Annotated in this window: 27 protein-coding genes; 12 read left to right on the top strand and 15 right to left on the bottom strand. The window is 68.9% G+C overall.

Annotation, left to right across the window (positions count from 1 at the left end; genetic code table 11):
- From QQK83_RS13085 to QQK83_RS13070, 4 genes are all read left to right on the top strand, one after another.
- The coding region (locus QQK83_RS13085) for an SDR family NAD(P)-dependent oxidoreductase (protein WP_284264908.1) at positions 1-699 on the top strand (699 nt) is incomplete at its 5' end.
- Positions 700-757: 58 nt separating this feature from the next.
- On the top strand, positions 758-964 hold the full coding sequence (locus QQK83_RS13080) for an HIG1 domain-containing protein (RefSeq protein WP_284264906.1): 207 nt from the start codon (positions 758-760) through the stop codon (positions 962-964).
- A gap of 4 nt (positions 965-968) precedes the next feature.
- Positions 969-1,541 carry a cob(I)yrinic acid a,c-diamide adenosyltransferase gene (locus tag QQK83_RS13075; RefSeq protein ID WP_284264905.1) on the top strand — a complete coding sequence of 191 codons (573 nt, stop codon included), beginning with the start codon at positions 969-971 and terminating at the stop codon, positions 1,539-1,541.
- Between the two features lie 189 nt (positions 1,542-1,730).
- On the top strand, positions 1,731-2,606 hold the full coding sequence (locus tag QQK83_RS13070) for a lysophospholipid acyltransferase family protein (RefSeq protein WP_284264904.1): 876 nt from the start codon (positions 1,731-1,733) through the stop codon (positions 2,604-2,606).
- A gap of 6 nt (positions 2,607-2,612) precedes the next feature.
- Here QQK83_RS13070 and QQK83_RS13065 read toward each other — a convergent pair whose 3' ends face one another.
- Positions 2,613-3,245, bottom strand: a complete 633-nt coding sequence (locus tag QQK83_RS13065; RefSeq protein ID WP_284264903.1) for a ribonuclease T2 — start codon at positions 3,243-3,245, stop codon at positions 2,613-2,615.
- A 129-nt stretch (positions 3,246-3,374) separates the two neighbouring features.
- Between QQK83_RS13065 and QQK83_RS13060 the strand changes: the two genes are divergently transcribed.
- Positions 3,375-4,139, top strand: coding sequence for a DUF1013 domain-containing protein (locus QQK83_RS13060; RefSeq protein WP_284264902.1), 765 nt, complete (start codon positions 3,375-3,377; stop codon positions 4,137-4,139).
- Positions 4,140-4,214: 75 nt separating this feature from the next.
- On the opposite strand, the gene QQK83_RS13055 is transcribed toward QQK83_RS13060, so the two are convergent.
- Positions 4,215-4,691 (bottom strand): ester cyclase, encoded by a 477-nt coding sequence (locus tag QQK83_RS13055; protein WP_284264901.1) that lies wholly within the window; start codon positions 4,689-4,691, stop codon positions 4,215-4,217.
- Positions 4,692-4,803: 112 nt separating this feature from the next.
- Here QQK83_RS13055 and QQK83_RS13050 point away from each other — a divergent pair, with 112 nt between their 5' ends.
- Positions 4,804-5,406: a TetR/AcrR family transcriptional regulator gene (locus QQK83_RS13050; RefSeq protein ID WP_284264899.1), complete on the top strand. Its 603-nt coding sequence runs from the start codon at positions 4,804-4,806 to the stop codon at positions 5,404-5,406.
- Between the two features lie 19 nt (positions 5,407-5,425).
- Here QQK83_RS13050 and QQK83_RS13045 read toward each other — a convergent pair whose 3' ends face one another.
- The 3 genes from QQK83_RS13045 to clpS all read right to left on the bottom strand — a co-directional run bounded on the left by QQK83_RS13045 (position 5,426) and on the right by clpS (position 7,684).
- A complete protein-coding gene (locus QQK83_RS13045) occupies positions 5,426-6,241 on the bottom strand; it encodes an SDR family NAD(P)-dependent oxidoreductase (RefSeq protein ID WP_284264898.1) in 816 nt (271 codons plus the stop codon).
- A gap of 29 nt (positions 6,242-6,270) precedes the next feature.
- Positions 6,271-7,263, bottom strand: a complete 993-nt coding sequence (locus QQK83_RS13040) for a class I SAM-dependent methyltransferase (protein WP_284264895.1) — start codon at positions 7,261-7,263, stop codon at positions 6,271-6,273.
- A 76-nt stretch (positions 7,264-7,339) separates the two neighbouring features.
- Positions 7,340-7,684 carry an ATP-dependent Clp protease adapter ClpS gene (clpS, locus tag QQK83_RS13035; protein ID WP_417750353.1) on the bottom strand — a complete coding sequence of 115 codons (345 nt, stop codon included), beginning with the start codon at positions 7,682-7,684 and terminating at the stop codon, positions 7,340-7,342.
- Positions 7,685-7,777: 93 nt separating this feature from the next.
- On the opposite strand from clpS, the gene QQK83_RS13030 reads away from it, so the two are divergent.
- Both QQK83_RS13030 and QQK83_RS13025 read left to right on the top strand, forming a co-directional pair.
- Positions 7,778-8,482, top strand: a complete 705-nt coding sequence (locus QQK83_RS13030) for an HAD family hydrolase (RefSeq protein ID WP_284264893.1) — start codon at positions 7,778-7,780, stop codon at positions 8,480-8,482.
- Positions 8,483-8,539: 57 nt separating this feature from the next.
- A complete protein-coding gene (locus QQK83_RS13025) occupies positions 8,540-9,151 on the top strand; it encodes a CDP-alcohol phosphatidyltransferase family protein (RefSeq protein ID WP_284264891.1) in 612 nt (203 codons plus the stop codon).
- Here QQK83_RS13025 and QQK83_RS13020 read toward each other — a convergent pair.
- The 3 genes from QQK83_RS13020 to QQK83_RS13010 form a co-directional block, all read right to left on the bottom strand.
- Positions 9,108-9,929: a nuclease-related domain-containing protein gene (locus tag QQK83_RS13020; RefSeq protein WP_284264910.1), complete on the bottom strand. Its 822-nt coding sequence runs from the start codon at positions 9,927-9,929 to the stop codon at positions 9,108-9,110. The two genes, QQK83_RS13025 and QQK83_RS13020, sit on opposite strands and share 44 nt — an antisense overlap.
- 101 nt (positions 9,930-10,030) lie before the next feature.
- Positions 10,031-11,011, bottom strand: a complete 981-nt coding sequence (locus QQK83_RS13015) for an NAD(P)H-quinone oxidoreductase (protein WP_284264889.1) — start codon at positions 11,009-11,011, stop codon at positions 10,031-10,033.
- 90 nt (positions 11,012-11,101) lie between these two features.
- Positions 11,102-11,803, bottom strand: coding sequence for a COQ9 family protein (locus QQK83_RS13010; RefSeq protein ID WP_284264887.1), 702 nt, complete (start codon positions 11,801-11,803; stop codon positions 11,102-11,104).
- A 114-nt stretch (positions 11,804-11,917) separates the two neighbouring features.
- Between QQK83_RS13010 and rpsU the strand changes: the two genes are divergently transcribed.
- Complete coding sequence (gene rpsU, locus QQK83_RS13005) at positions 11,918-12,124, top strand: 30S ribosomal protein S21 (protein ID WP_284264885.1); 207 nt, start codon at positions 11,918-11,920, stop codon at positions 12,122-12,124.
- Between the two features lie 100 nt (positions 12,125-12,224).
- Here rpsU and QQK83_RS13000 read toward each other — a convergent pair whose 3' ends face one another.
- The 4 genes from QQK83_RS13000 to QQK83_RS12985 form a co-directional block, all read right to left on the bottom strand.
- Positions 12,225-12,878: a hypothetical protein gene (locus tag QQK83_RS13000; protein ID WP_284264883.1), complete on the bottom strand. Its 654-nt coding sequence runs from the start codon at positions 12,876-12,878 to the stop codon at positions 12,225-12,227.
- Positions 12,875-13,015 (bottom strand): aa3-type cytochrome c oxidase subunit IV, encoded by a 141-nt coding sequence (locus QQK83_RS12995; RefSeq protein ID WP_284264882.1) that lies wholly within the window; start codon positions 13,013-13,015, stop codon positions 12,875-12,877. The genes QQK83_RS13000 and QQK83_RS12995 overlap by 4 nt, the downstream gene beginning before the upstream one ends.
- Before the next feature lie 82 nt (positions 13,016-13,097).
- Positions 13,098-14,144 carry an MBL fold metallo-hydrolase gene (locus QQK83_RS12990; protein WP_284264881.1) on the bottom strand — a complete coding sequence of 349 codons (1,047 nt, stop codon included), beginning with the start codon at positions 14,142-14,144 and terminating at the stop codon, positions 13,098-13,100.
- The gene (locus QQK83_RS12985; protein WP_284264879.1) at positions 14,141-15,844 is read right to left on the bottom strand and encodes an acyl-CoA dehydrogenase; all 1,704 of its coding nucleotides are present in this window, start codon (positions 15,842-15,844) and stop codon (positions 14,141-14,143) included. Before QQK83_RS12985 ends, QQK83_RS12990 begins: the two co-directional genes overlap by 4 nt.
- Before the next feature lie 149 nt (positions 15,845-15,993).
- Here QQK83_RS12985 and QQK83_RS12980 point away from each other — a divergent pair, with 149 nt between their 5' ends.
- On the top strand, positions 15,994-16,950 hold the full coding sequence (locus QQK83_RS12980; RefSeq protein WP_284264877.1) for an L-threonylcarbamoyladenylate synthase: 957 nt from the start codon (positions 15,994-15,996) through the stop codon (positions 16,948-16,950).
- Positions 16,951-17,163: 213 nt separating this feature from the next.
- Here the strand turns inward: QQK83_RS12980 and QQK83_RS12975 are convergent, their stop codons facing one another.
- The 3 genes from QQK83_RS12975 to QQK83_RS12965 form a co-directional block, all read right to left on the bottom strand.
- Positions 17,164-18,267 (bottom strand): site-specific DNA-methyltransferase, encoded by a 1,104-nt coding sequence (locus QQK83_RS12975; protein WP_284264875.1) that lies wholly within the window; start codon positions 18,265-18,267, stop codon positions 17,164-17,166.
- 89 nt (positions 18,268-18,356) lie between these two features.
- A complete protein-coding gene (locus QQK83_RS12970) occupies positions 18,357-18,995 on the bottom strand; it encodes a ribonuclease HII (RefSeq protein WP_284264873.1) in 639 nt (212 codons plus the stop codon).
- A gap of 95 nt (positions 18,996-19,090) precedes the next feature.
- On the bottom strand, positions 19,091-19,534 hold the full coding sequence (locus tag QQK83_RS12965; RefSeq protein WP_284264871.1) for a hypothetical protein: 444 nt from the start codon (positions 19,532-19,534) through the stop codon (positions 19,091-19,093).
- A gap of 236 nt (positions 19,535-19,770) precedes the next feature.
- Here QQK83_RS12965 and QQK83_RS12960 point away from each other — a divergent pair, with 236 nt between their 5' ends.
- Both QQK83_RS12960 and QQK83_RS12955 read left to right on the top strand, forming a co-directional pair.
- Positions 19,771-20,055: a hypothetical protein gene (locus QQK83_RS12960; protein WP_284264870.1), complete on the top strand. Its 285-nt coding sequence runs from the start codon at positions 19,771-19,773 to the stop codon at positions 20,053-20,055.
- Positions 20,027-20,728 (top strand): winged helix-turn-helix domain-containing protein, encoded by a 702-nt coding sequence (locus QQK83_RS12955; RefSeq protein ID WP_284264868.1) that lies wholly within the window; start codon positions 20,027-20,029, stop codon positions 20,726-20,728. The genes QQK83_RS12960 and QQK83_RS12955 overlap by 29 nt, the downstream gene beginning before the upstream one ends.
- The last annotated feature ends 88 nt before the right edge of the window (positions 20,729-20,816 follow it).

The raw sequence follows: 20,816 nt of genomic DNA, 5'->3' as shown, positions 1-20,816 counted from the left end.
CTGCAGGCCGAGGGGTTCGCGGCCACCCGCATCGACCACCACGACAGCGCCAGCATCGCGCGGGGCTGGGCCGAGGCCGTCGCGCTGGCGGGCGGGCGGGTGAACGCGCTGTTCAACAACGCGGGCCACGGGATGCCCGGCGCGGCCGAGGACCTGCCCCGCGGCGCGCTGGAGGAGGTGTTTTCCTCGAACCTCTTCGGGGTTCACGAGCTGACCTGCCACGCCATCCGCCACATGCGCGAGACCGGCGGGGGCCGGATCGTGCAGCATTCCTCGGTCGTGGGGTTCACGGCGCTGAAATGGCGGGCGGCCTACGTGGCGACGAAACACGCGCTGGAGGGGCTGACGAACACGATGCGCGTGGAGTTGCGGGGCACGGGCATCCATGTCTCGATCCTGAACACCGGGCCGGTGACATCGGGCTTCCGCGACCGCTCGATGGCGCAGTTCGACCGGTGGATCGACCTCGGCGCGTCACGGCATGCCGGGTTCTACCGGACGAAATGGACCGCCCGCCGCGAGGCGGGGCGCGACCTGTTCGAGCTGGGGCCGGAGGCGGTGGTGAAGAAGCTGGTGCATGCGCTGGAACACCCCCGCCCGCAGCGGCGCTACTACATCACCACGCCCGCCTACGTGGCGGCGGTGCTGACGCGGGTGTTGCCCGGCGCGCTGCAGGATCGGATCATCGACCGGCTCTAGCCTTTTGGCGCGGGCGCGCTAGGCTCCGGGCTTCGGACGGACGTAAGGAAACGACACAGTGCAAGACCCTCTCCTGATCATCGCCCTCCTGGCCTGCCTTGCGGTGCTGGCCATCCTGTTGATGGGCATCAACTCGTTCCGCAAGGGGACGGCACAGGCGGCGAAAGAGTCGAACAAGTACATGTGGTGGCGCCTGATCGCGCAGTTCGGCGCGGTGGTGCTGATCATGGTCTTCGTCTTCGTCCGCGGCCAATCGGGAGGGTGAGGGAATGGTTGTCCTGAACAAGATCTACACGCGCACCGGCGATGCGGGCGAGACGGCGCTGGGCGACGGCAGCCGGGTGGCCAAGCATTCGGCCCGCGTGGTGGCCTATGGCACGGTGGACGAGCTGAACGCCGCGCTGGGCGTGGCGCGGCTGCATGCCGAGGGGCAGATGGCCGAGCAGCTCAAGGCGATCCAGAACGACCTGTTCGACCTGGGCGCGGACCTGTGTACGCCCAACATGGAGAAGGACGCCGAGCGGGAGTATCCCGCGCTGCGCATCATCCCCGAACAGGTGGCGCGGCTGGAGGCCGAGATCGACGCGATGAACGCGCGGCTCGAGCCGTTGCGCAGTTTCATCCTGCCGGGCGGCTCGGCGCTGTCGGCGCATCTGCATGTCTGCCGCACGGTGGCGCGCCGGGCCGAGCGGATGAGCGTGGAACTGGGCACGGTCGAGTCGATCAACGCGGAGGGGGTGAAATACCTCAACCGGTTGTCGGACTGGTTCTTCGTCGCGGGCCGCATCGCCAACAACGACGGCAAGGATGATGTCCTCTGGGTTCCGGGCGCGAACCGGTGACGCAGTCACCGGCGAAGGCTCCAATGGAGCCTTCGGCACCCGGAAGGGCGGAGCCCCGGCCCGCAAGGGCGGGTGCGAACCGGTGAGCTTGTCGCCGCCGGGGGCGTGCGGACGTCGGGTCGCACCCCCGGCCTGCGCGCTCCGTCCGTTTTCGATTGGCGGTGACGGCAAACCCGCCCATACAGTGCCATGCTCCAAGCGCATTTCCGCTCCGTCCTCCACCATGCCCGTTACCTGCCGCTCTGGTCGGCGCTGACCGCGTCGCGCGGGCGCAGTTTCGAGGATCGGTCCGAAGGGCTCGGCGCGGCGCTCGAGGCGGTGATGCGCTGGTTTCCGCCCGCGCAGACCCGGTTCGACCGCGAAGCGCGGCGGGTCTTTCCGCAGATGCCGCGCGCCGCGCGGGTAAGGCTGGGCCGCGAGATGGGCCGCCAGATGGGCCAGACCCTGTTCGAGATCTACCACGACGCCGAGTTCCAGACCCGCCACCACCGCTTTCACGTCTCGGGGCCGGGCCTCGGCGTGCTCAAGGCGGCACAGGCCGCGGGGCGCGGCGCGATCATCGTCTCGGGCCATTTCGGCCAGTGGGAGGCCGTGCGCGCCGTCATCAAGATGCACGGCATGGAAAGCGGCGCGGTCTACCGCCCGAACAAGAACCGCCACTACGAGCGTCGCCTGCGCGCCGGGATCGAGGCCGCGGGCCTGCCGATCTTCGCCACCGGGCGGCGCGGGACGATGGCGCTGGTCCGTCACCTGCGCGGAGGCGGGATCGTCTCGATCCTGCTGGACGAGAAGGCACCGGCGGGGGTGCCCCTGCCGTTCCTCGGGCATGACGCGATGACCTCGCTGTCGGCGGCGGAACTGGCGCTGAAATACGACCTGCCGATGATCCCGGCCTATGGCATCCGCGCCGGGGACCGCCATTCCTTCGACGTGGTTTTCGAGGCGCCGATCCCGCGTGGCGACCCCGTCACGATGACCCGCGCCTTCAACGACAGCCTGTCGGCGCGCATCCGTGCCAACCCCGACCAGTGGTACTGGATGCTGCGCCGCTGGGAGGGCGCGTAGCAGGCGCTAGCGCATCGGCGGAAAGATCGCATCACGCAAGCTGCAGTCCCGCTCGACGTCGCGTCCGCAGCTGCGCGGCTCCAGCTCCCGCGTGAGGCACAGGCGCACCTCCTGCACGCGGCCCGCGCGGCAGGTGACCGTCATCATCGGGTCGGTGAATGCGGGGTTTTCCTCGAGAAACGCCTCCTCGATCACCTCGGCGGGCAGGCGCACCTCGCGGTCGAGGCGGCGCAGAAGCTCGGGCCGGGTGATGCTCTCGTAGGCAAGCCGCGACAGGCGGAAATACGCCTCGGCCGACAGCCCCGTGCAGGTGCCGTGCTTGCGCCACTGGTGCCACGCCAGCCCCGACGAGCCCATGATATCCGTCATCGCCCCGGTCATGGCGCGCGAAGGCGGGCGCTCTGCCGTGGGGCAGAAACTCGGCCAGCCCTCGTCATATTGCGGCCAGAGGCCGTGGAGCGTGAACCCGTAACCCTGCCCCGGATCGCATTGCGCCGAGCCGCGCGCGTCGCCCTCCAGCGCGCACCAGCTGGGCGTCCAGCTGAGCGCGAGCACGTAGTAATCGAAGTCTCCGGCCCGCTCGCCCTCGGCCCATGCAGCCCCCGCCAGCCAGACCAGCACCAACACCAGACGCTTCATTTCCTCTTCCCTCTTGTGCCGCTCGCGCCTATATACATGGCGACTTCCCCGAAATCGAGGAATGGCGGAGGACCCTCCGCCGCCGGCCCGCCCGGCAGGGGAGAAGGCATTTGTGAAGGACGTATCACGATGAACAAACCGATCATGGCCAAGGCCACCGCCGTCTGGCTGGTGGACAACACCACGCTCAGCTTCAAGCAGATCGGGGATTTCTGCGGCCTGCACGAGCTCGAGGTTCAGGGCATCGCCGATGGCGACGTGGCGCAGGGCGTCAAGGGGTTCGACCCCATCGTCAACAACCAGCTGACGCAGGACGAGATCGACCGCGGCGAGGCCAATCCGGCCTATACGCTGAAGCTGAAGTTCAACGCCGCCGCCGTGGGCGAGGAAAAGCGCCGCGGCCCGCGCTACACGCCGCTGTCCAAGCGGCAGGATCGCCCGGCCTCGATCCTGTGGCTGGTCAAGTTCCACCCCGAGCTGTCGGACGGCCAGATTTCCAAGCTGGTGGGCACCACCAAGCCGACGATCCAGACGATCCGCGAGCGAACGCATTGGAACATCAACAACATCCAGCCCATCGACCCGGTGGCGCTCGGCCTGTGCAAACAGTCGGAGCTGGACGCCGCCGTGCAGAAGGCGAACGCCAAGAAGGCGCGCGACGGCGAGGTGATGACCGATGACGAGCGGATGCGGCTGGTCTCGACCGAGCAGAGCCTCGGGATGGACCCGGAGCCGCGGATGCCGACGGCGATCTCGGGGCTGGAGACCTTCTCGCTCGGCCGTTCGGACGAGGATGAGGACAAGCCCGCGCGCGAATACGACGCCGAGAGCCTGTTCAACCTGCCCGCCGGTGGCGATGACGACGACGAGGATGACGAGGACGACCGCCGCTGAGGCGGCAGTGCGCCTTTCGCGTTCAGGGAACCCCGGTCCGGTTGGGCCGGGGTTTTTTCATGGGGCGCAGGCTGTTCACTGGCCCGAGGTCAGTTGCGCGATGGCACCGACCCAGTCTTCGAGGTGGTAGACATGCGAGATCAGGCCTGCTTCGACCGTCACGATGTCGATCGACATGATCTCGAAACTGCGCCCCGTGGCCGGGTCAACCCCGAAGAACGGCCCGATGGGCGTGCCCGTCGCCGTGCCGCGCACCACGAAGCGCCCGTCGTCAAGCGGGATGATCTCGTCCGGCACCCAGCTCAGGTCCGGGACGACCTGCCCAAGGAAAGCGACGGTGTCGAGCATCCCCTGCGCACCCGGCCCGCCCGGCGGGGTGGGGATCGACACGACCTCGGGCGAGAACAGCTCGTAGTAGCGCGCCGCGGTCGTCTCGGCGGGTGCGGTCAGGATGTCGCTGTAGAAGGCGCGGACCGTGTCGATGTCCTCGGCCGCCACCGGTCCGGCGATGGTGGTCGCCGCAAGCGCGACGGAAATCAGGGCCTTTTTCATGATATGCACTCCTTGCCCCCCACAGTCGGGGCTTTGCTTGATTATTAACGTACCGATTGGTACGTTCGCGCAGACATTGGGTCAACAATAAAATACCATACGGTACGTAAATATGGACGAGACATCCAGACAGGGCCGTGGACGGCCCCGCACCCTCGACATCGACACCACGCTGGAGATCGCCATGCGCGCCTATTGGCGCGCGGACCCGGCCGACGTGTCGATCAACGCGATCTGCGGGCTGGCGGGCGTGTCGAAGCCAGCCCTCTACCGCGCGTTCGGCAGCGAGGACGGGCTGATGCGCGCGGTCCTCGCGCGCTATGCCGCTGAGGTCCTGTCGGAGCTGCGGGACATCCTGTCGCGCGACGCCCCGCTGCGCGACACCCTGGAAGCGGTGGCCCGGTTTGCGACCGAGGATGCGAGGATGGAAACGGGCTGCGTGTTCTTCAAGATGCGCGCGGGCAAGCACCGCCTCGGGCCGGACACGCGGGACCTTGTCGCGGCGCTGGACGCTGGCGCGGTGGCGGGGTTCGTCGCGTGGCTGAACGAACGCCGCGCAGCAGGCGACTGGGCCGGAGACCTTCCGGCCGAAACGGTGGGGCGCTACCTGGTGGAACAGGTGGGGCTGGCCCTCCAGCAACGCGCCGCCGGCGAGGACAGCGTGCAGGTGCGCGCCACCTTCGACCTTGCCATGACGCCGATCCGCGGAGGATGACCGGCGATGCGCGCGCCCCTCAGTGGGCCGCGACCGTCACGTTGTCCAGAAGCGTCCGGCCGCCGTCCACGGTGATCACCTCGCCGGTGATGAAGCCCGCCCCTTCGGAGGCGAGGAACTGCACCGCGCCCGTGACCTCGCGGGCCGAGCCGATGCGGCCCATCGGCGTGCAATCCCGGATCTCCTCGCGCAGGCCCGAGGTCTCGTTGAGCGAGGTCTTGAGGCTTGCCGACATCAGCGAGCCGAAGGCGACCCCGTTGACCCTTATGCGATGCGGCGCGAGCGCCACGGCGAGGCTGCGGGTGGCCTGGTCCAGCGCCGCGGCGCTGATCGAATAGGCCATCAGCTCGGGATGGGTGCGCCGCGCGGCGATGGAGGAGACGTTGACGATGGAGCCGATGGCCCCGTCGCTCGACCGCCCGTCTTCCTCGGCGCGGGCGATCATGCGCTTGGCGACCGCCTGGCTGAGGCGCAGCGCCGTGAACATGTTCTGTTCCAGCAGCGTCTCGACCGAGGTGTCGGCGGGGTCCAGCGGATCGGTCGTCAGCACCTGGCGGCTTGCGTTCACCAGGATGTCGATGCCGTCGAAGGCGTCTACCGTGGCCGAGACAAGGTTCTCGATGGTCAGCTTCTCGCGCAGGTCGCCCGCGAAATACTGCACCTGCCCCTGGTCATCCTCGGCGATCTCGCCGCATTCATCGGCCAGCCGCGCCTTGTCGCGGTCGGCGAACATCACCTTGGCGCCGCGGTCCACGAAATGCCGCGCGATGGCGAGGCCGACGCCATTGGCGGCCCCCGTCACGATGGCGGTCTTGCCCTGGATGGAAAGTGTCATGTCCCGGATCGGTCCCTGATGACAGGCGCTCAGCGTTTGGGCTTTGCCGCCTCGTAGATCTTGTAGCCTTCGAGCTCTCCAAGAAGCCGCCCGGTTCCAAAGGCGGCCTTCAGGGCATCTTCATAGGGCAGATGGCGGTTCGCCACCATGAAAAACCGCCCCCGCGGGGACAGCATCCGCGCCGCCGCCGCGATGAAGGCGCGGCCCAGCGACGGATCGGCCTTGCGCCCGGTGTGAAACGGCGGGTTGGCGAGGATCGCGTCATAGGAGGTTTCGGGCTGAAAGCGGGTCACGTCGGCCCAGTGGAACCGCGCGCGGTCGTCGTCGATATTGGCGGCGGCGGCCTGCAGCATGGCGTGGTCGGCCTCGATCAGGTCGAGGGTCTTGATGCCCGCCTGCTCGGCCAGAACCTCGCCCGCGATGTAGCCCCAGCCTGCGCCGAGGTCGGCCACGCGGCCGGTCAGCTCGGGCAGAAGCGCCACCAGCAACTCGGACCCGCGGTCCGGCCCATCGGCGGAGAACCCGCCGGGGACGGTCACGTACCCCTCTTCGGTCTCGACCGGCTCCGGCATCCAGTCAATCACCGCCTCGGGCAGGGTCTCGGGCCGGGTGAGCCAGACAAGCTTGCCATGCGCCTTGGAGTAGGTGCCGCCGATCTCGAAGACGCCCTTCAGCGCCTTGAGGATCGAGTCGATCCCCTCCTCCTTCTGGCCGTCCACCAGCAGCACGCCGCCGGGGCGCAGCGCGCCCAGCGCCTCGGCGATGGAGCCCAGCGTGCCCGCCTTGGCCTTGACGATCTGCACCAGCGCCGCGGCGAAACCTTCGCCCTCCGGCAGATCGGGCGTCACGGTAAGCCCGCGCGCCGCCAGAAGGTCATGGTCGGGCGCGAAGCCCTGCACGCAATGGACCGCGCCCAGCGCGGCGAAATCGCCGTCGCCGCGGGCGCGCAGCACGAGGCAGGGGCCGTCGGGCAGGGAAAGCTCGCCCGCCTCCAGCGCAAGGGTCCAACGGTCAGGGGTCATCTTCGGGCCTGAGGACCGCCCCGGTCGCATGTCGCGGAAACGCGTGATCGGTCTCCGCGGGGGTGCGACATGGCGCTCAGTCCTCTTTCTCCATCGTGCATTGCAGCGGGTGCTGGTTGCGCCGGGCGAAATCCATCACCTGCGCCACCTTGGTCTCGGCGATCTCGTAGGAGAAGACGCCGACCACGGCAACGCCCTTCTTGTGGACGGTCAGCATGATCTCGACCGCCTGGCTGTGCGAGATGCCGAAGAACCGCTCGAGGACATGCACGACGAATTCCATCGGCGTGTAGTCGTCGTTGAGCAGCAGCACCTTGTACATCGGCGGGCGCTGCGTCTTGGGTTTCGTCTTGGTGACGACGGTCGTGTCGCCCTCTCCGTCGGGCGTGTCTGCCATCATCCGCCAGCGGTCGGTCTGCATTGCGTCTCCATTCCGCTTGGGGCCACGGGTGGCCTGCATTGAGGCGCACTATATAAGCCAGATGACGATTCAGAAAAGAGGGGCTTTCCCCCGATGGTTTCCCGCCTGACCACCATCGGCTTCGATGCCGATGACACGCTGTGGCAGAACGAGGCGTTCTTTCGCCTCACACAGGCCCGCTTTGCCGAGCTTCTGGCCGACCACGCCGAGGCCGGGCAGCTGCACGCGCGCCTGCTGGAGGCCGAGCGGCGGAACCTCGGGCATTACGGCTACGGCATCAAGGGCTTCATGCTCTCGATGATCGAGACCGCGATCGAGGTGACCGAGGGGCGCGTCCCCGCCACCGTGATCGGCGAGATCCTGTCCGCCGGGCAGGAGATGCTGTCGCATCCGATCGAGCTTTTGCCCCATGCGGGGGACGTCGTGGAGCGGCTGGCGTCGTCGCACCGGCTGGTGCTGATCACCAAGGGCGACCTGCTCGACCAGGAGCGCAAGCTGGCGCAATCGGGACTGGGCGAGATGTTTCACGCGGTCGAGATCGTCTCGGACAAGACCCGCGCCACCTACGAGCGGGCCTTTGCCCGCCACGGCGACGGGCCGGATCGCGCGATGATGGTGGGCAACTCGATGAAATCCGACGTGCGCCCCGCGCTCGAGGCCGGGGCCTTCGGCGTCTTCGTGCCCCATGGCCTGACCTGGGAGCTGGAACATGCCGAGGCCCCTGAGGGGCATGACCGCTTCCACGAGCTGCCGGACCTCGGCGCGCTGCCGGGGCTGATCGCCGAGATCGAGGGGTGACGGCAAGGTGATCCGACCGCGATTGACCGCCTGCCGCGCTGCGGCCAAAGCTGCGCCATGATCGACGCCGCCCTTCTGCCGCTGCAACGCCGCCTGCTGGCCCCGCCGGGCCAGTGGCTTGCCGCGCGCGGCATCCGTGCCGACCAGCTGACGCTGGCGGGCTGTGCCGTGGGGCTGGCGGCGGCGGGGGCGGCGGCGCTGGGGCTGTTCTGGCTGGCGCTGCTGGGGCTGGTGCTGAACCGGCTGGCCGACGGGCTGGACGGCGCGGTGGCGCGGGTGACCGGGCCGACGGACCGGGGCGCGTTCCTCGACATCGCGCTCGATTTCGTCTTCTACGCAGCCTTTCCGCTGGGCTTCGTGCTGGCCGACCCCGCGGCCAATGCGCTGCCGGGCGCGGTGCTGATCTGCAGCTTCGTGCTGTCTGGCACGTCTTTCCTGGCCTTCGCCGTGGTCGCCGCGAAACGCGGCCAGACCGCCGAGGCCTACCCGATGAAGGGCATCTACTACCTCGGCGGTCTCACTGAGGGGGCCGAGACCATCGCGGTCTTCGCGCTGTTCTGTGTCTTCCCCGCGGCCTTCCCGGTCCTCGCGCTGGTCTTCGCCGCGGCCTGCGCGGTGACAGGCCTCAGCCGCTACGCGGCGGGGTGGCGGGCGTTCGGGAAAGGATAGGCTCCGCACGCGGTCGCCCCGGCAGGGCGCCGGATGGCCGGGTGCCCTTGCACCGCGGATAACTCGTGCAGCCGAGGAAGGCTTCGCCCGACTTGCGGGAGGTCCGAGGGACCATGTTACCGCCACAGGCCGGGCATCGGGTGCCGTCCTGTCCCTTGGCCGCTTGTTTCGCCTTGACCATCTCGACATGGGCGGCGCGGGATTTGCGCCCAGGTTCGATGCGCAGCGCAAGCAGGCGGTCGCGCATCGCGTCGACCTGATCGGCCGGAATGACCTCGGCGGACTGCGCGCGAATGAACCGACCGAGCGCGCGGGTCGTCCAAAGCACGTTTGCGGGCATCTTCGTCTTTGCGACCGCATCGCCCGTGAAGATAACGACATTGTGGACCTGTCCGGGCTGAACACCGAGATGCGCCTCGATCGTCTTCACATGCCCGTAGTTCTGGCGGAGCGGGTTCTGGAACCGCGATTTCTTGCGATGAAGGACCTGCGTCCAGCTTGCCTGATCCGCATCCCCGAAGATCCAGCCCGCCATGTTCTTGGTCTCGATCACGAAAATGCCGAAGCGGGAAAGGACCACATGGTCGATCTGTGTCGTCCCATCGCGCGCGGGAAGGATAAGGTCGTCGAGGATGTGATACTCGGCTTCATCAAGATGCCGTCTGAGATAGGTGCCCACGACCTTCTCGCCCAGCCAGCCCTTGAACCGGCGCGACTTGAGGACAGCCGCGAGGATCAGTAGCGCGACGAACGCGCCAAGCAATCTGAGGTCGGGCATCGAAAAATCGGGCATCTGAGGCTCCCTCGCTGTCTCCCAAGGCGAAGCCGGTCACCGTGGCGGAAATTGGGGCAGATCGGGTCAAACCGCGGGCAGCGCCCTCAGACCTTCAGGACGATCTTGCCGATATGCGCGCTCGCCTCCATCCGCGCATGGGCCGCCGCGGCGTCGTCGAGGGCGAAGACCTCGTCCATCACCGGCCGGATGCGCCCCGCCGCGTAAAGCGGCCAGACGTGGTCTGCCAGCTCGGCCGCGATGGCGGCCTTGGCCGCGTCCGACTGGGGCCGCAGCGTGGAGCCGGTGATCGTCAGCCGACGCACCATCACCTGCGCGAAGTTCAGCTCCACCTTCGGCCCCTGCAGAAAGGCGATCTGCACCAGCCGCCCGTCATCGGCCAGCGCGCGCACGTTGCGCGGCAGGTAAGCCCCGCCCACCATGTCGAGGATGAGGTCGGCCCCGCCTTCGGCGCGCAGAACCTCGACGAAATCCTCCTCGCGGTAGTTGATCGCACGTTCCGCGCCCAGCCCCTCGCAGGCGGCGCATTTCCCGGCCGATCCGGCGGTGGCGAAGACCCGCGCGCCGAAATGGCGGGCGAGCTGGATCGCGGTCGTCCCGATCCCCGACGAGCCGCCGTGGACAAGGAACCGCTCGCCGCCTGTCAGCCCGCCGCGCATGAAGACGTTGGACCAGACGGTGAAGGCGGTTTCGCACAGCGCCGCGGCCTCGGCCATGCTCAGGCCATCGGGCACCGGCAAGGCGTGATCCTGGTGCGTGACGGCGTATTCGGCATATCCCCCGCCCGGCAGCAGCGCGCAGACCGCGTCGCCGACGCGCCAGCGGCTCACGCCTGGCCCGACGGCGGCGACAGTGCCCGCGGCCTCCAGCCCCGGCAGGTCCGAGGCGCCGGGCGGCGGGTCATAGGCCCCCGCGCGTTGCAGCGCGTCGGGGCGGTTCACGCCGGCATGATCCACCTTGATCAGGATCTGTTCGGCCTTGGGCACCGGGATGGGCCGCGTGCAGGGCACCAGCACCTCCGGCCCGCCGGGTTGGCTGATCTCGATCGCGCGCATCATGTCGGTCATGGGGTGCCCTCCGTCTCCCTGTCTCAGGTCCAAGGGATGACGGCATGCGCCCGGCACGGCAAGGGCGGCGTTGCCGCGCCCAAAGGCCCCTCAGCCGCGCCAGCGGCCCGGCAGGTCGGCAGGCGCGCCCTTGCCCGGTGCCTTCACGCGGGCGGCCAGCCATTCCGGCCCGGCCATCAGCGGCTTCAGGAGCTTGTTCTCGCGCATGGCCTTCTTCGCCCGCTCGAAGCGCATCACGTCGTCGATCCGCCGTTCCAGAAAGGCCCAGGTCGCGGCATGGTCCATCGACTGATCGCCCAGCCAGTAGAGCACGGTCGAGGAATAGACCCCCGAGAGCGTCGCGCGCTTGGTATACCAGTTCAGATCGTCCGAGGTGTCGCCCAACGCGGTCCAGATCGCATCCGCCGTCTGCCACAGCGCCCTTGCGCCGTCGGCGGCGTGCATCGGCAGCGCAAACAGCGTCACGCCGCGGCGCACCGCTTCCTTGTCATGCTCGACCAGATCCAGCCGGGTGCGGATCGCAAAGGCCACACGGTCGCTGTAGCGCAGCGCGGTCAGGTCGGTCTCGGCCAGCTTCGCCACCATCGCCGCATCGCCCTGCGCGTGGAAGGCCAAGGCCAGATCGACCGCCCCGCGGGGGCAGATCGCGCGGGCCTCGGCCACCGTCATGCCGGCGTCACCGGCGGCGGCCTTGAAGCTCGCCTCGGACCAGCCGTCAAAGGGCACATGCATCAGCGCCGCCTCGACCAGGCGGGCCATCGAGTCAGGCGTGTGATCGGTCGTTTCGGTCATGCGTGCCCCCGTTCCTCGCTGTGCTGGCGACAGTAGACAAGTTAGGGGGGCTTTGCTATACGGCCACCTCCTGCTTTCAACGCAACTCTAACTTAGGAAGGTGGTGACACCAGAATGCAGGTCAGTGTTCGCGACAACAACGTCGATCAGGCACTTCGCGCCCTGAAGAAGAAACTTCAGCGCGAGGGGGTTTTCCGTGAAATGAAGCTCAAGCAACATTACGAGAAACCTTCGGTCAAGAAAGCGCGCGAGAAGGCCGAGGCCGTCCGCCGTGCCCGCAAGCTGGCGCGCAAGAAATTGCAGCGCGAAGGGCTTCTCTGAAGGCCGGATCGTCGACGCGATCCCGAAAGAAAAGAACCCCCGTGGCCACGCCCCGGGGGTTTTGTTTTGCCTTCCGTCGCCCGGCCCGCAAGCGGTCGGGTTATCCGTCGTCGGAGGCGGCGGCGGCCGCGATCTCGCGGGTGCGGGCGGCGCGGGCCTGCGCCTGCAACAGCTCGAGGTTGTCGTCCGAATCATCGTCGTAGACCCGGTCCTCGGTCACGCCGGACAGTTCGGAGAATTGCTCGCTCAGGTTCACCGGGAACCATGTCGGCCGGATGGTTTCGAAGCCCGGCACCCCCGACAGCAGGGTCGAGATCGACCGCGCGCAGCGCGCTTGCGGCACCGCGCCGTGCACCTGCACCGCGCGCGACAGCGCCGCCGCCTGTTCGGGCGTCACGGGCATCTCCTGCACGAGAACATGGTAGGTCTCGCGCGCGTGGTAATCCATGTAGAAGCCGAACAGCTGCGGCGACATCCCGAAAAGGACATCGTTGCGCTCGGGCACCAGCGGGTGATGCCAGCTGCCCGCGGGGTCGAACACCAACCGCTCGGCGCCGTCTATCACCAGCGCCGAATGGCCGCCGCTGCCGTTGCGGTTCGACACCATGGTCAGAAGCCGCACGGTGGGCGGCCCGCTCGTGGCGTAGCTTGCGGCCTCGATCTCGGCCTGGGGGGCCGAGACCTCTTCGGCCACGCATCCTGCGACGAGGCCGACCAGGGCCAGCCCGGTCGCCAATCGCAGGATCAGGCTCATCGCGCGAACACCGCGAGGAAGAGCACGATCAGGATGCAGACGATCCCGATGTTGACCGTCCAGCGCATGAAGCCGGCAAAGGTCTTTTCCTGTTCGGTGATGTCCATCTCACCGGGCTTGTGCTGGTTGTCTGCCATGTCGTTCCCCCCTGTTTCGGGTCCAATTTCGCTGAGGTGGAATAGCCCATCGCGCGCCGCCTGTCAGCCCTCCGGGCCGGGGTCACTGCGCCGCAGCCCCCGCGGCGAGGCGATAGAGCCACGCCCCGTCCGCGCGCCGGGTCCGGGTGACCGCACCAAGGGCATGCAGGTGGTTCAGATGCGCCACCGCTTCGACCAGTGCGAGGCCATAGGTGCCCGCGTCGATCCGGCGCTTGAACAGCGGCGTGAAACACTCGGCGGCGGTCTTCTCGCCCGTGCCCAGGTGATCGCGCAGCCGGTCGAGCGCGCCATGGTGGTTCTCGATCAACTGGCGCAGCCGGTCGGGCAAGCCGGTGAAGGGCAGCTTGTGGCCCGGCAACACCAGCTGGTCTTGCCGGGCGTGGGGTTGGAACCCCGCGCAGCTCTCCAGCCATTCGGCCACCGGGTCGGCCTCCGGCTCGGTCGCGTAGACGCCGAGATTGGGCGAGATCGTCGCCAGAAGCTGATCGCCGCCGATCACAAGCCCGTCGTCGCGGCTCCAGAAGGTCGCGTGATCGGGCGCGTGCCCCTGCCCGAGGCGGATGTCCCACGTCCGCCCGCCCATGCGGATCGTGCCGCCCTCCGACAGCCGCGTGAAGCCCAGCGGCATCGGGTGAACGGTGTCGGCGAAGTTGAAGGGCCGCGCGGCGCGGCGTTCCTCGAAGGTCTCGGCATCCATCCCCGCGCTCTGCCAATAGGCCAGCGTCTCGGCGCTCGGCACCGCCTGTTCGTCCAGCGTCAGCATCCGCGCGGACAGCCAGGCGGTGCGCGTCATGCACAATTCCGCCCCGCGGGACTGGAACCACCCGGCAAGCCCGACGTGGTCGGGGTGGTGATGCGTCACGATCAGCCGCCTGACCGGCAACCCCGCCAGCGGCCCGGCCAAGGCCGCCTCCCACAGGGCGCGGGTCTTGCCGGTGTCGAGGCCTGTGTCGACCAGCGTCCAGCCATCGCTGTCGCCGTCGCGCAGCGCGTAGGCGTTGACGTGGTCCAGCACCATCGGCAGCGGAATGCGCAGCCACAGCACACCGTCGGCAACCTCGATCGCCTCGCCGGGGGCGGGGGCCGTCTCGATGGGGGTCTGGATCATGCCGCCAACTCGTCCGCCGACAGGTCGTAAAGATCCGCCGCGCCCGCGCGCGCCTGCGCGAAAAGCCCATGCGCCTCGGGCAGAAGCCGCGCGATGTAGAACCGCGCCAGCGCGGTGCGCATCCTGTCGCCCGCAGTGTCGCCCGCCGTGGCCGCCCTCAGGTGGTAGAGCGCCCCCATCACACGGGCGAACCCCATCAGGTAGGGCACAGCCCCCCCGAACCGGTCGTTCAGGTCACGCCCCAGCATGTCCTCGGTCGCCGCGCGCAGCGCGCCCGCCATCGCGGCCACCGGTGCGCCCATCTCATGCGCCTCGGCCTCGGCCTCGACCGCGTCGATCAGCGCGTGGATCGCCGCGCCGCCATCCATCATCTTGCGCCCGACAAGGTCCATCGCCTGGATGCCGTTCGTCCCCTCGTAGATCGCCGAGACCCGCACGTCGCGCAGGTATTGCGCCACGCCCGTCTCCTCGATGAAGCCCATGCCGCCATGCACCTGGATCCCGATATTGGCCAGCTTGATCCCCGTCTCCGTCCCGTAGGCCTTGGCGATGGGCGTCAGCACCGCGGCCCGCGCGGCCTGCGCCGCGTCGCCCGCGTGGCCAAGGTCGATCGACACCGCCAGGTCCAGCGCCATGGCGCGGGCGGCGAAGGTTTCGGCCTTCATCTCCATCAGCATCCGCCGCACATCGGCGTGATCGAGGATCGTGCCGGTGCCGCCCTCGACCAGCGGCTTGCCCTGCGTCCGGTCGGTCGCATAGGCGACAGCCGCCTGCGTCGCCGCATCGGCGATGGACACGCCGTGGACGGCCACGCCCAGACGCGCGTTGTTCATCATGGTGAACATCGCGGCCATGCCGCGGTTCTCCTCGCCGATCAGCCAGCCGGTCGCGCCGTCATACTGCATCACGCAGGTCGGGCTGCCATGCAGCCCCAGCTTGTGCTCGAGGCTGACGACCTTCAGGCTGTTGGCCACGCCCGGCGTGCCATCCGCCTCGGGGATCAGCTTCGGCACGAGGAAAAGCGATATCCCCTTCGTCCCCTTCGGCGCATCCGGCAGGCGCGCAAGGACGAGGTGGACGACATTCCCGGTGAAATCGTTATCCCCCCAGGAAATGTAGATCTTCTGCCCCGTGATCCGGTAGGTCCCGTCGCCCGCCGGCTCTGCCTTCGTGCTCAGCGCGCCCACGTCCGACCCGGCCTGCGGCTCGGTCAGGTTCATCGTGCCGCACCATTCGCCCGAGATGAGCTTCGGCAGGTAAAGCGCCTTGATCCCGTCGGTCGCGTGGTTCTCCAGCGCCTCGATCTGGCCCTGCGTCATCAGCGGGTTCATCTGCAACGCGAGGCAGGCCGCCCCCGCCATGTCGTTCACGCAGGTCGTCACAGTCTGCGGCAGGCCAAGCCCGCCATATTCCGGATCTGCCGACACCGCCGTCATCCCCGCCTCGGCCATCGCGCGGTAGCCGTCCGCATAGCCGGGCGAGGTCCGCACCACCCCGTTCTCCAGCCGCGCAGGCGTCATGTCGCCCGCCCGGTTGAGCGGTGCCAGCACCTCCTCGCAGATGCGGCCCGCTTCCGTCAGCAGCGCATGGACCATGTCGGGCGTCGCCTCGGCATGGGCCTCGGTGGCGGTGACGCGGTCATAGCCGACCACATGGCTCAACAGGAACTCGAACTCGGCAACAGGTGCGCGATAGGGCATGGCACGTCTCCCCCCCCGTGTCTGCATGTCGTGTCTGCGTGGCCCTGTCATTGCACGGGCGCGCGCTCCGCGCTACCCACGCCGGGCCGGTCAGCCTTGAGCTAGGGCCGCCCGCGCCGCCCGATCAACCGAAACGTCACGTCAGAGCGATGCCAGCCCCCGAGATCCTGCCAGACACGCCCGAGGGGCACACCCGCGCCGCCGCCCTCCTCAAGGAGGGCCGCCTTGTCGCGCTGCCGACCGAAACGGTCTACGGGCTGGCCGCCGACGCCACCGCGCCCGAAGCCGTCGCCGCGATCTATGCCGCCAAGGGGCGGCCGTCACACAACCCGCTCATCGTGCATGTCCCCGACCTCGCCACGGCGCAGACCCTCGCCACCCTCCCGGCACAGGCCGAGGCGCTGGCCCGCGCCTTCTGGCCCGGACCCCTCACGCTGGTGCTGCCGCTGAAACCCGGCCACGGGCTTGCCCCCGCCGTCACCGCGGGCCTGCCGGCCGTGGCGATCCGCGTCCCCGCCCATCCGGCGATGCAGGCCGTCCTGCGCAGCCTGCAGGGCCCCGTCGCCGCCCCCTCGGCCAATCCCTCGGGCCGGATCAGCGCGACGACGCCCGCCCATGTCCGCGACGGCCTCGGTGACCGCGTCGCCGCGATCCTCGACGCGGGCCCCTGCACGGTCGGCGTCGAATCCACCATCCTCGCCCCCGGCGAGAGCACCACCCGCCTCCTGCGCGAAGGCGGCCTGCCGCGCGAGGCGATCGAACCTTTCACCGGCCCGCTTGTCGCCGACACCACCCCCGGCGCACGGCTCGAGGCCCCCGGCCAGCTCGCCAGCCACTACGCGCCGCGCGCGCCTCTGCACCTCGGCGGCACGCCGCACCCCGGTGAGATCACCATCGGCTTCGGTGCGACCATGGGCGACCTCACCCTCTCCGCCACCGGCGACCTCGCAGAGGCCGCCACCAATCTCTTCGCCATCCTCCACCAGGCCGACGCCCTCGCGGACCAGCGCAACGCCCCTGCGATCCGCGTGGCCGCGATCCCCGAAACCGGCCTCGGCCGCGCCATCAACGACCGCCTCCGCCGCGCCGCCGCCCCCCGCGACTGACGCGCCACACCCCCCTTCTCCGCTTCGAAAATATCCCGGGAATCCCGAAGGGATGGGGGCAGAGCCCCCCGAATTTTCGCACCCGCGCCGCGCCAGCGGCGCGCGGGTCGCCTGCGCAGGCAGGCGAAACCCGGTCCGCAACGAAAAACCCCCGCCGATCCTCGGGGAACGGCAGGGGTCAGGCGCTGGCCACGGGGCCAAGGCTCGAAGGCTCTAGCGCCCCATCTCCGACCGCAGCTGCTGGCGCAGCACGTCGATCGGCACGGTCTGACCGTCGCGGCGGAAATGCCAGTAGGTCCAGCCGTTGCAGGACGGCGCGCCTTCCAGCTTGGCGCCGACCTGGTGGATCGAACCCTTCACGTCATCGGCGATCAGCGTGCCGTCCACGCGCACCTTCGCCAGCTGCCCGCGCGCGTTCACCAGCATCTCGCCGGGGCGCAGCATGCCGCGCTCCACCAACTGCCCGAAGGGCACCCGCGGCTCGGCCCGTTTCGAGGTCGCCACCTCCAGCGCGCCGCGATCCAGCCGCCGCACGCGGGCCAGCCGCGCCTCGGCCACCGCGCGATAGCTCTCCTCGCGCTCGATCCCGATCCAGTCGCGCCCGAGCATCTTGGCCACGGCCCCCGTCGTTCCCGTCCCGAAGAACGGGTCGAGCACCACGTCGCCGGGGTTCGTCGAGCCCACCAGCAACCGGTGCAGCAGCGCCTCGGGCTTCTGCGTCGGATGCGCCTTGTCGCCCTTCTCGTCCTTCAGCCGCTCGCCGCCGTTGCAGATCGGCAGGACCCAGTCCGAGCGCATCTGAACGCCCTCGTTCAGCGCCTTCAGCGCCTCGTAGTTGAAGGTGTATTTCGCCCCCTCCGACTTCGAGGCCCAGATCATCGTCTCATGCGCATTGGTCAGCCGCTTGCCGCGGAAATTCGGCATCGGGTTGGACTTGCGCCAGATCACGTCGTTCAGGATCCAGTAGCCTTGGTTCTGCAGCTCCGCGCCCACGCGGAAGATGTTGTGATAGCTGCCGATCACCCAGATCGCCCCGTCGGGCTTCAGAAGCCGCCGGGCCTCGGCGAGCCAGGCCTTCGTGAAGGCGTCATAGGCCTTGAAACTGTCGAACTGGTCCCAATGGTCGTCGCAGGCATCCACCAGGCTGTTGTTCGGCCGGTGCAGGCTGCCCTTGAGCTGCAGGTTGTAGGGCGGATCGGCAAAGATCAGGTCCACCGACGCCTCGGGAAGCCCGCGCATCACCTCGATGCAATCACCGGCCAGAATCGTATTGAGCGGCAGCGCCTGCGCCGCCTTCACATTGGTCTTGGTTGTCACGTCTGCCTCGCTTTCGCCTCTGGCCCCACGCCTCTTGCGGGCGCTCCCAGATGGCGGGCACCTTCGCCCAAAACCGATTCGCCGTCAATTTATTTATTGGAATCAAGGCGTTGAAGCGAATCGGATAGCAAGATGTTGTGGACCGGGCGAAACGACCGTCTATGGTGGGGGGTGACCCCCAGATGTTGTAGCGCGGCCCTGTGCGCCGCCGTGGGGTAGCCTGCGTTGACCTCCCAGCCATAGCCGGGGAACTCGGCGGCGAGCTGCACCATCACCCGGTCCCGCGCCACCTTGGCGATGATCGAGGCGGCGGCCACCGACAGGCTCAGCGCATCCCCCTTCACCAGCGTGACCCCCCGGCAGGGCAGTCCTTCGGGGCAGGCGTTGCCGTCGATCAGGGCGGCCTCGGGCAGGCTGCGCAGCCCCTCCACCGCCCGCCGCATGGCGAGAAGCGAGGCCGCGCGGATGTTCAGCCGGTCGATCTCCTCGACGCTGGCCCAGGCCAGGCTCACCTCGGCCTTGGCGTGGATCTCGTCGAACAGCGCCGCGCGCCGCGCCGCCGTCAGGGTCTTGGAATCGTTCAGCCCCTCAGGCAGGTCGCCGGGGTCCAGCACCACCGCGGCGGCCGAGACCGGCCCGGCCAGCGGCCCGCGCCCGGCCTCGTCCACGCCGGCGACGCGCGCGCCCAGCGCGCTCTCATGGGTCAGGTCGGGACAGCTGCGTGCCATGGCGCGTCATCCCACGCCCGCGCGCCCGGAACAAGATCGGGCGGCCCCCCGCCAAGGGGACCGCCCGGCTTCACTGCTCGAACCCTCGCCGGGGCTCAGTGGCCGAAGCCCGCCTCGCGGACCCAGCCGTTCTGCGCCAGGCAGCGCCCCGCGTAGATCTGCCGCTCGCCGCGCGGGGTATGCACCCGCGTCAGGCAATTGGCCGGAAGGAACTGCGGATGGCGCGCGTTGTTCTCCATGCAGCGCCGCACGTAGCCGCGGTAGTAGCCGTTGCGGTCATGCCCCTCGATGAAGCAGCGCGCAGGCGCGACCAGCTGACGGGGGCGGCTCGGCACATGGTAGTTGCGCGCGGGCTGCTGCGGGCGGTTCGCGCTCTCGATGGCGCGCCCGATGGCGTAAAGCGCGATGATCCCCCCGATGATCCGGGCGGCATCGCCATTGTCGGCGCGCGCCGGCGTGGCCGAGGCACCGATGGCGCCGAGCGCGACCACGGCAGAGAGCATCAGGGCAGGCAGGGTGGAACGAAGCTGGGTGAACATGGGACGGCCTCCTTGGCACGGGAACGACGGGAACTCTGGGAACGTGGGAGCGGCGCAGGCCTGCACCGCAATGCCCGGACCTTCGGCCCGTCCGCACCTGCCGCTCAATATCGGCGCGCCGTTATCCGATAACAGCCGCCGCTGTGCAGGCTGTCATTGCATGACGCCGCCCGCGCGGGCACATCTGTGGGCAGAACCCGGACACCGGGCCTCCCCCAACCCTGTCGAGTGATGCCATGGTCTTTCGCCCCCTCGCCGCCGCCGCCCTCGCGCTTCTGGTCGCGGGCCCCGCCCAGGCCTGCTACGCCGATTATCGCGCGAAGATGGATAACCCCCTCAGACTGCATTACGGTGTGATCGACCTGCCCGATACGGCCTGTTCGGTCGACGCCGCCGCTGCGGTGATCGCCGGCCGCATCGCCGCGGGCGGATGGGAATTGCTGCAGGTGGTGTCGGTCTTCGGCGAAGACGGGCTCGCCGCAAGGAGGGCCGATGCCGGAGACCACTTCCTCCGTTTCTGAGACCCGCGCCGCCACCGGCCGCGTGGTCATCCTGGGGATCGTCGCCGTGGTCGCCGTGCTGGTGACCTCGGCGGTTCTGTTGTTCCTGAACCTGCCCGACGCGGATGCCTTCAACGCCGCGGTCGAGGAGGTCTTCATCCTCAACGACGTCCGCGACCCCGACGCGACGCGGGTGCTCGAGATCATGGCCCAGACCGGCACCTCGTTCTCATCCGTGCTGGCCAGCTACCGGGCGGTGATCTTCGTCCTGATGGTCTTCGCCACGGCGCTGCTGGTGGCCTGCCTCGTGTTCCTTGTCACGATCATCGCGCTGAACCGCCGGATGGGCGAGATCGAGCGCCAGGGCATCCAGGTCTCCTCGCTCATCCTCAGCCGCGAGGAACGGGTGGTGCTGATCAACAACCTCGAGTTCAAGCTGACCGACGCGGCGATGGAAACGCTTTCGGTCCTGGCCGAGGCCCGGCTGGACGACGAGGTGCTCTCGGGCGCACAGATCGAGGCGATGGTTTCGGGCAAATCGGAGAGCGACGCCGACGAGGCCGCGGGCGCAACCCGCATCAAGCGCCTGCGCGACACCTTGGGCAACCAGATCGTGAGCGAGCTCCTCGTCAAGAACATCGCCCGCCGCGGCTATGTGCTGGCCATCGACAAGGACGTGATCCGGATGATCTAGGGCATGTTGCGCAAGACCGGGGCCCTGCCGCGCGCGTCTCGCGCATGCGGGATCGAACCGTAGGATCGGCCCGCGTGACGGCGATGGA

This window comes from Roseicyclus amphidinii, from assembly GCF_030163755.1.
GTDB classification, from domain to species: Bacteria; Pseudomonadota; Alphaproteobacteria; order Rhodobacterales; family Rhodobacteraceae; genus Roseicyclus; species Roseicyclus amphidinii.
This window is presented reverse-complemented; position numbering and strand designations above follow the sequence as displayed.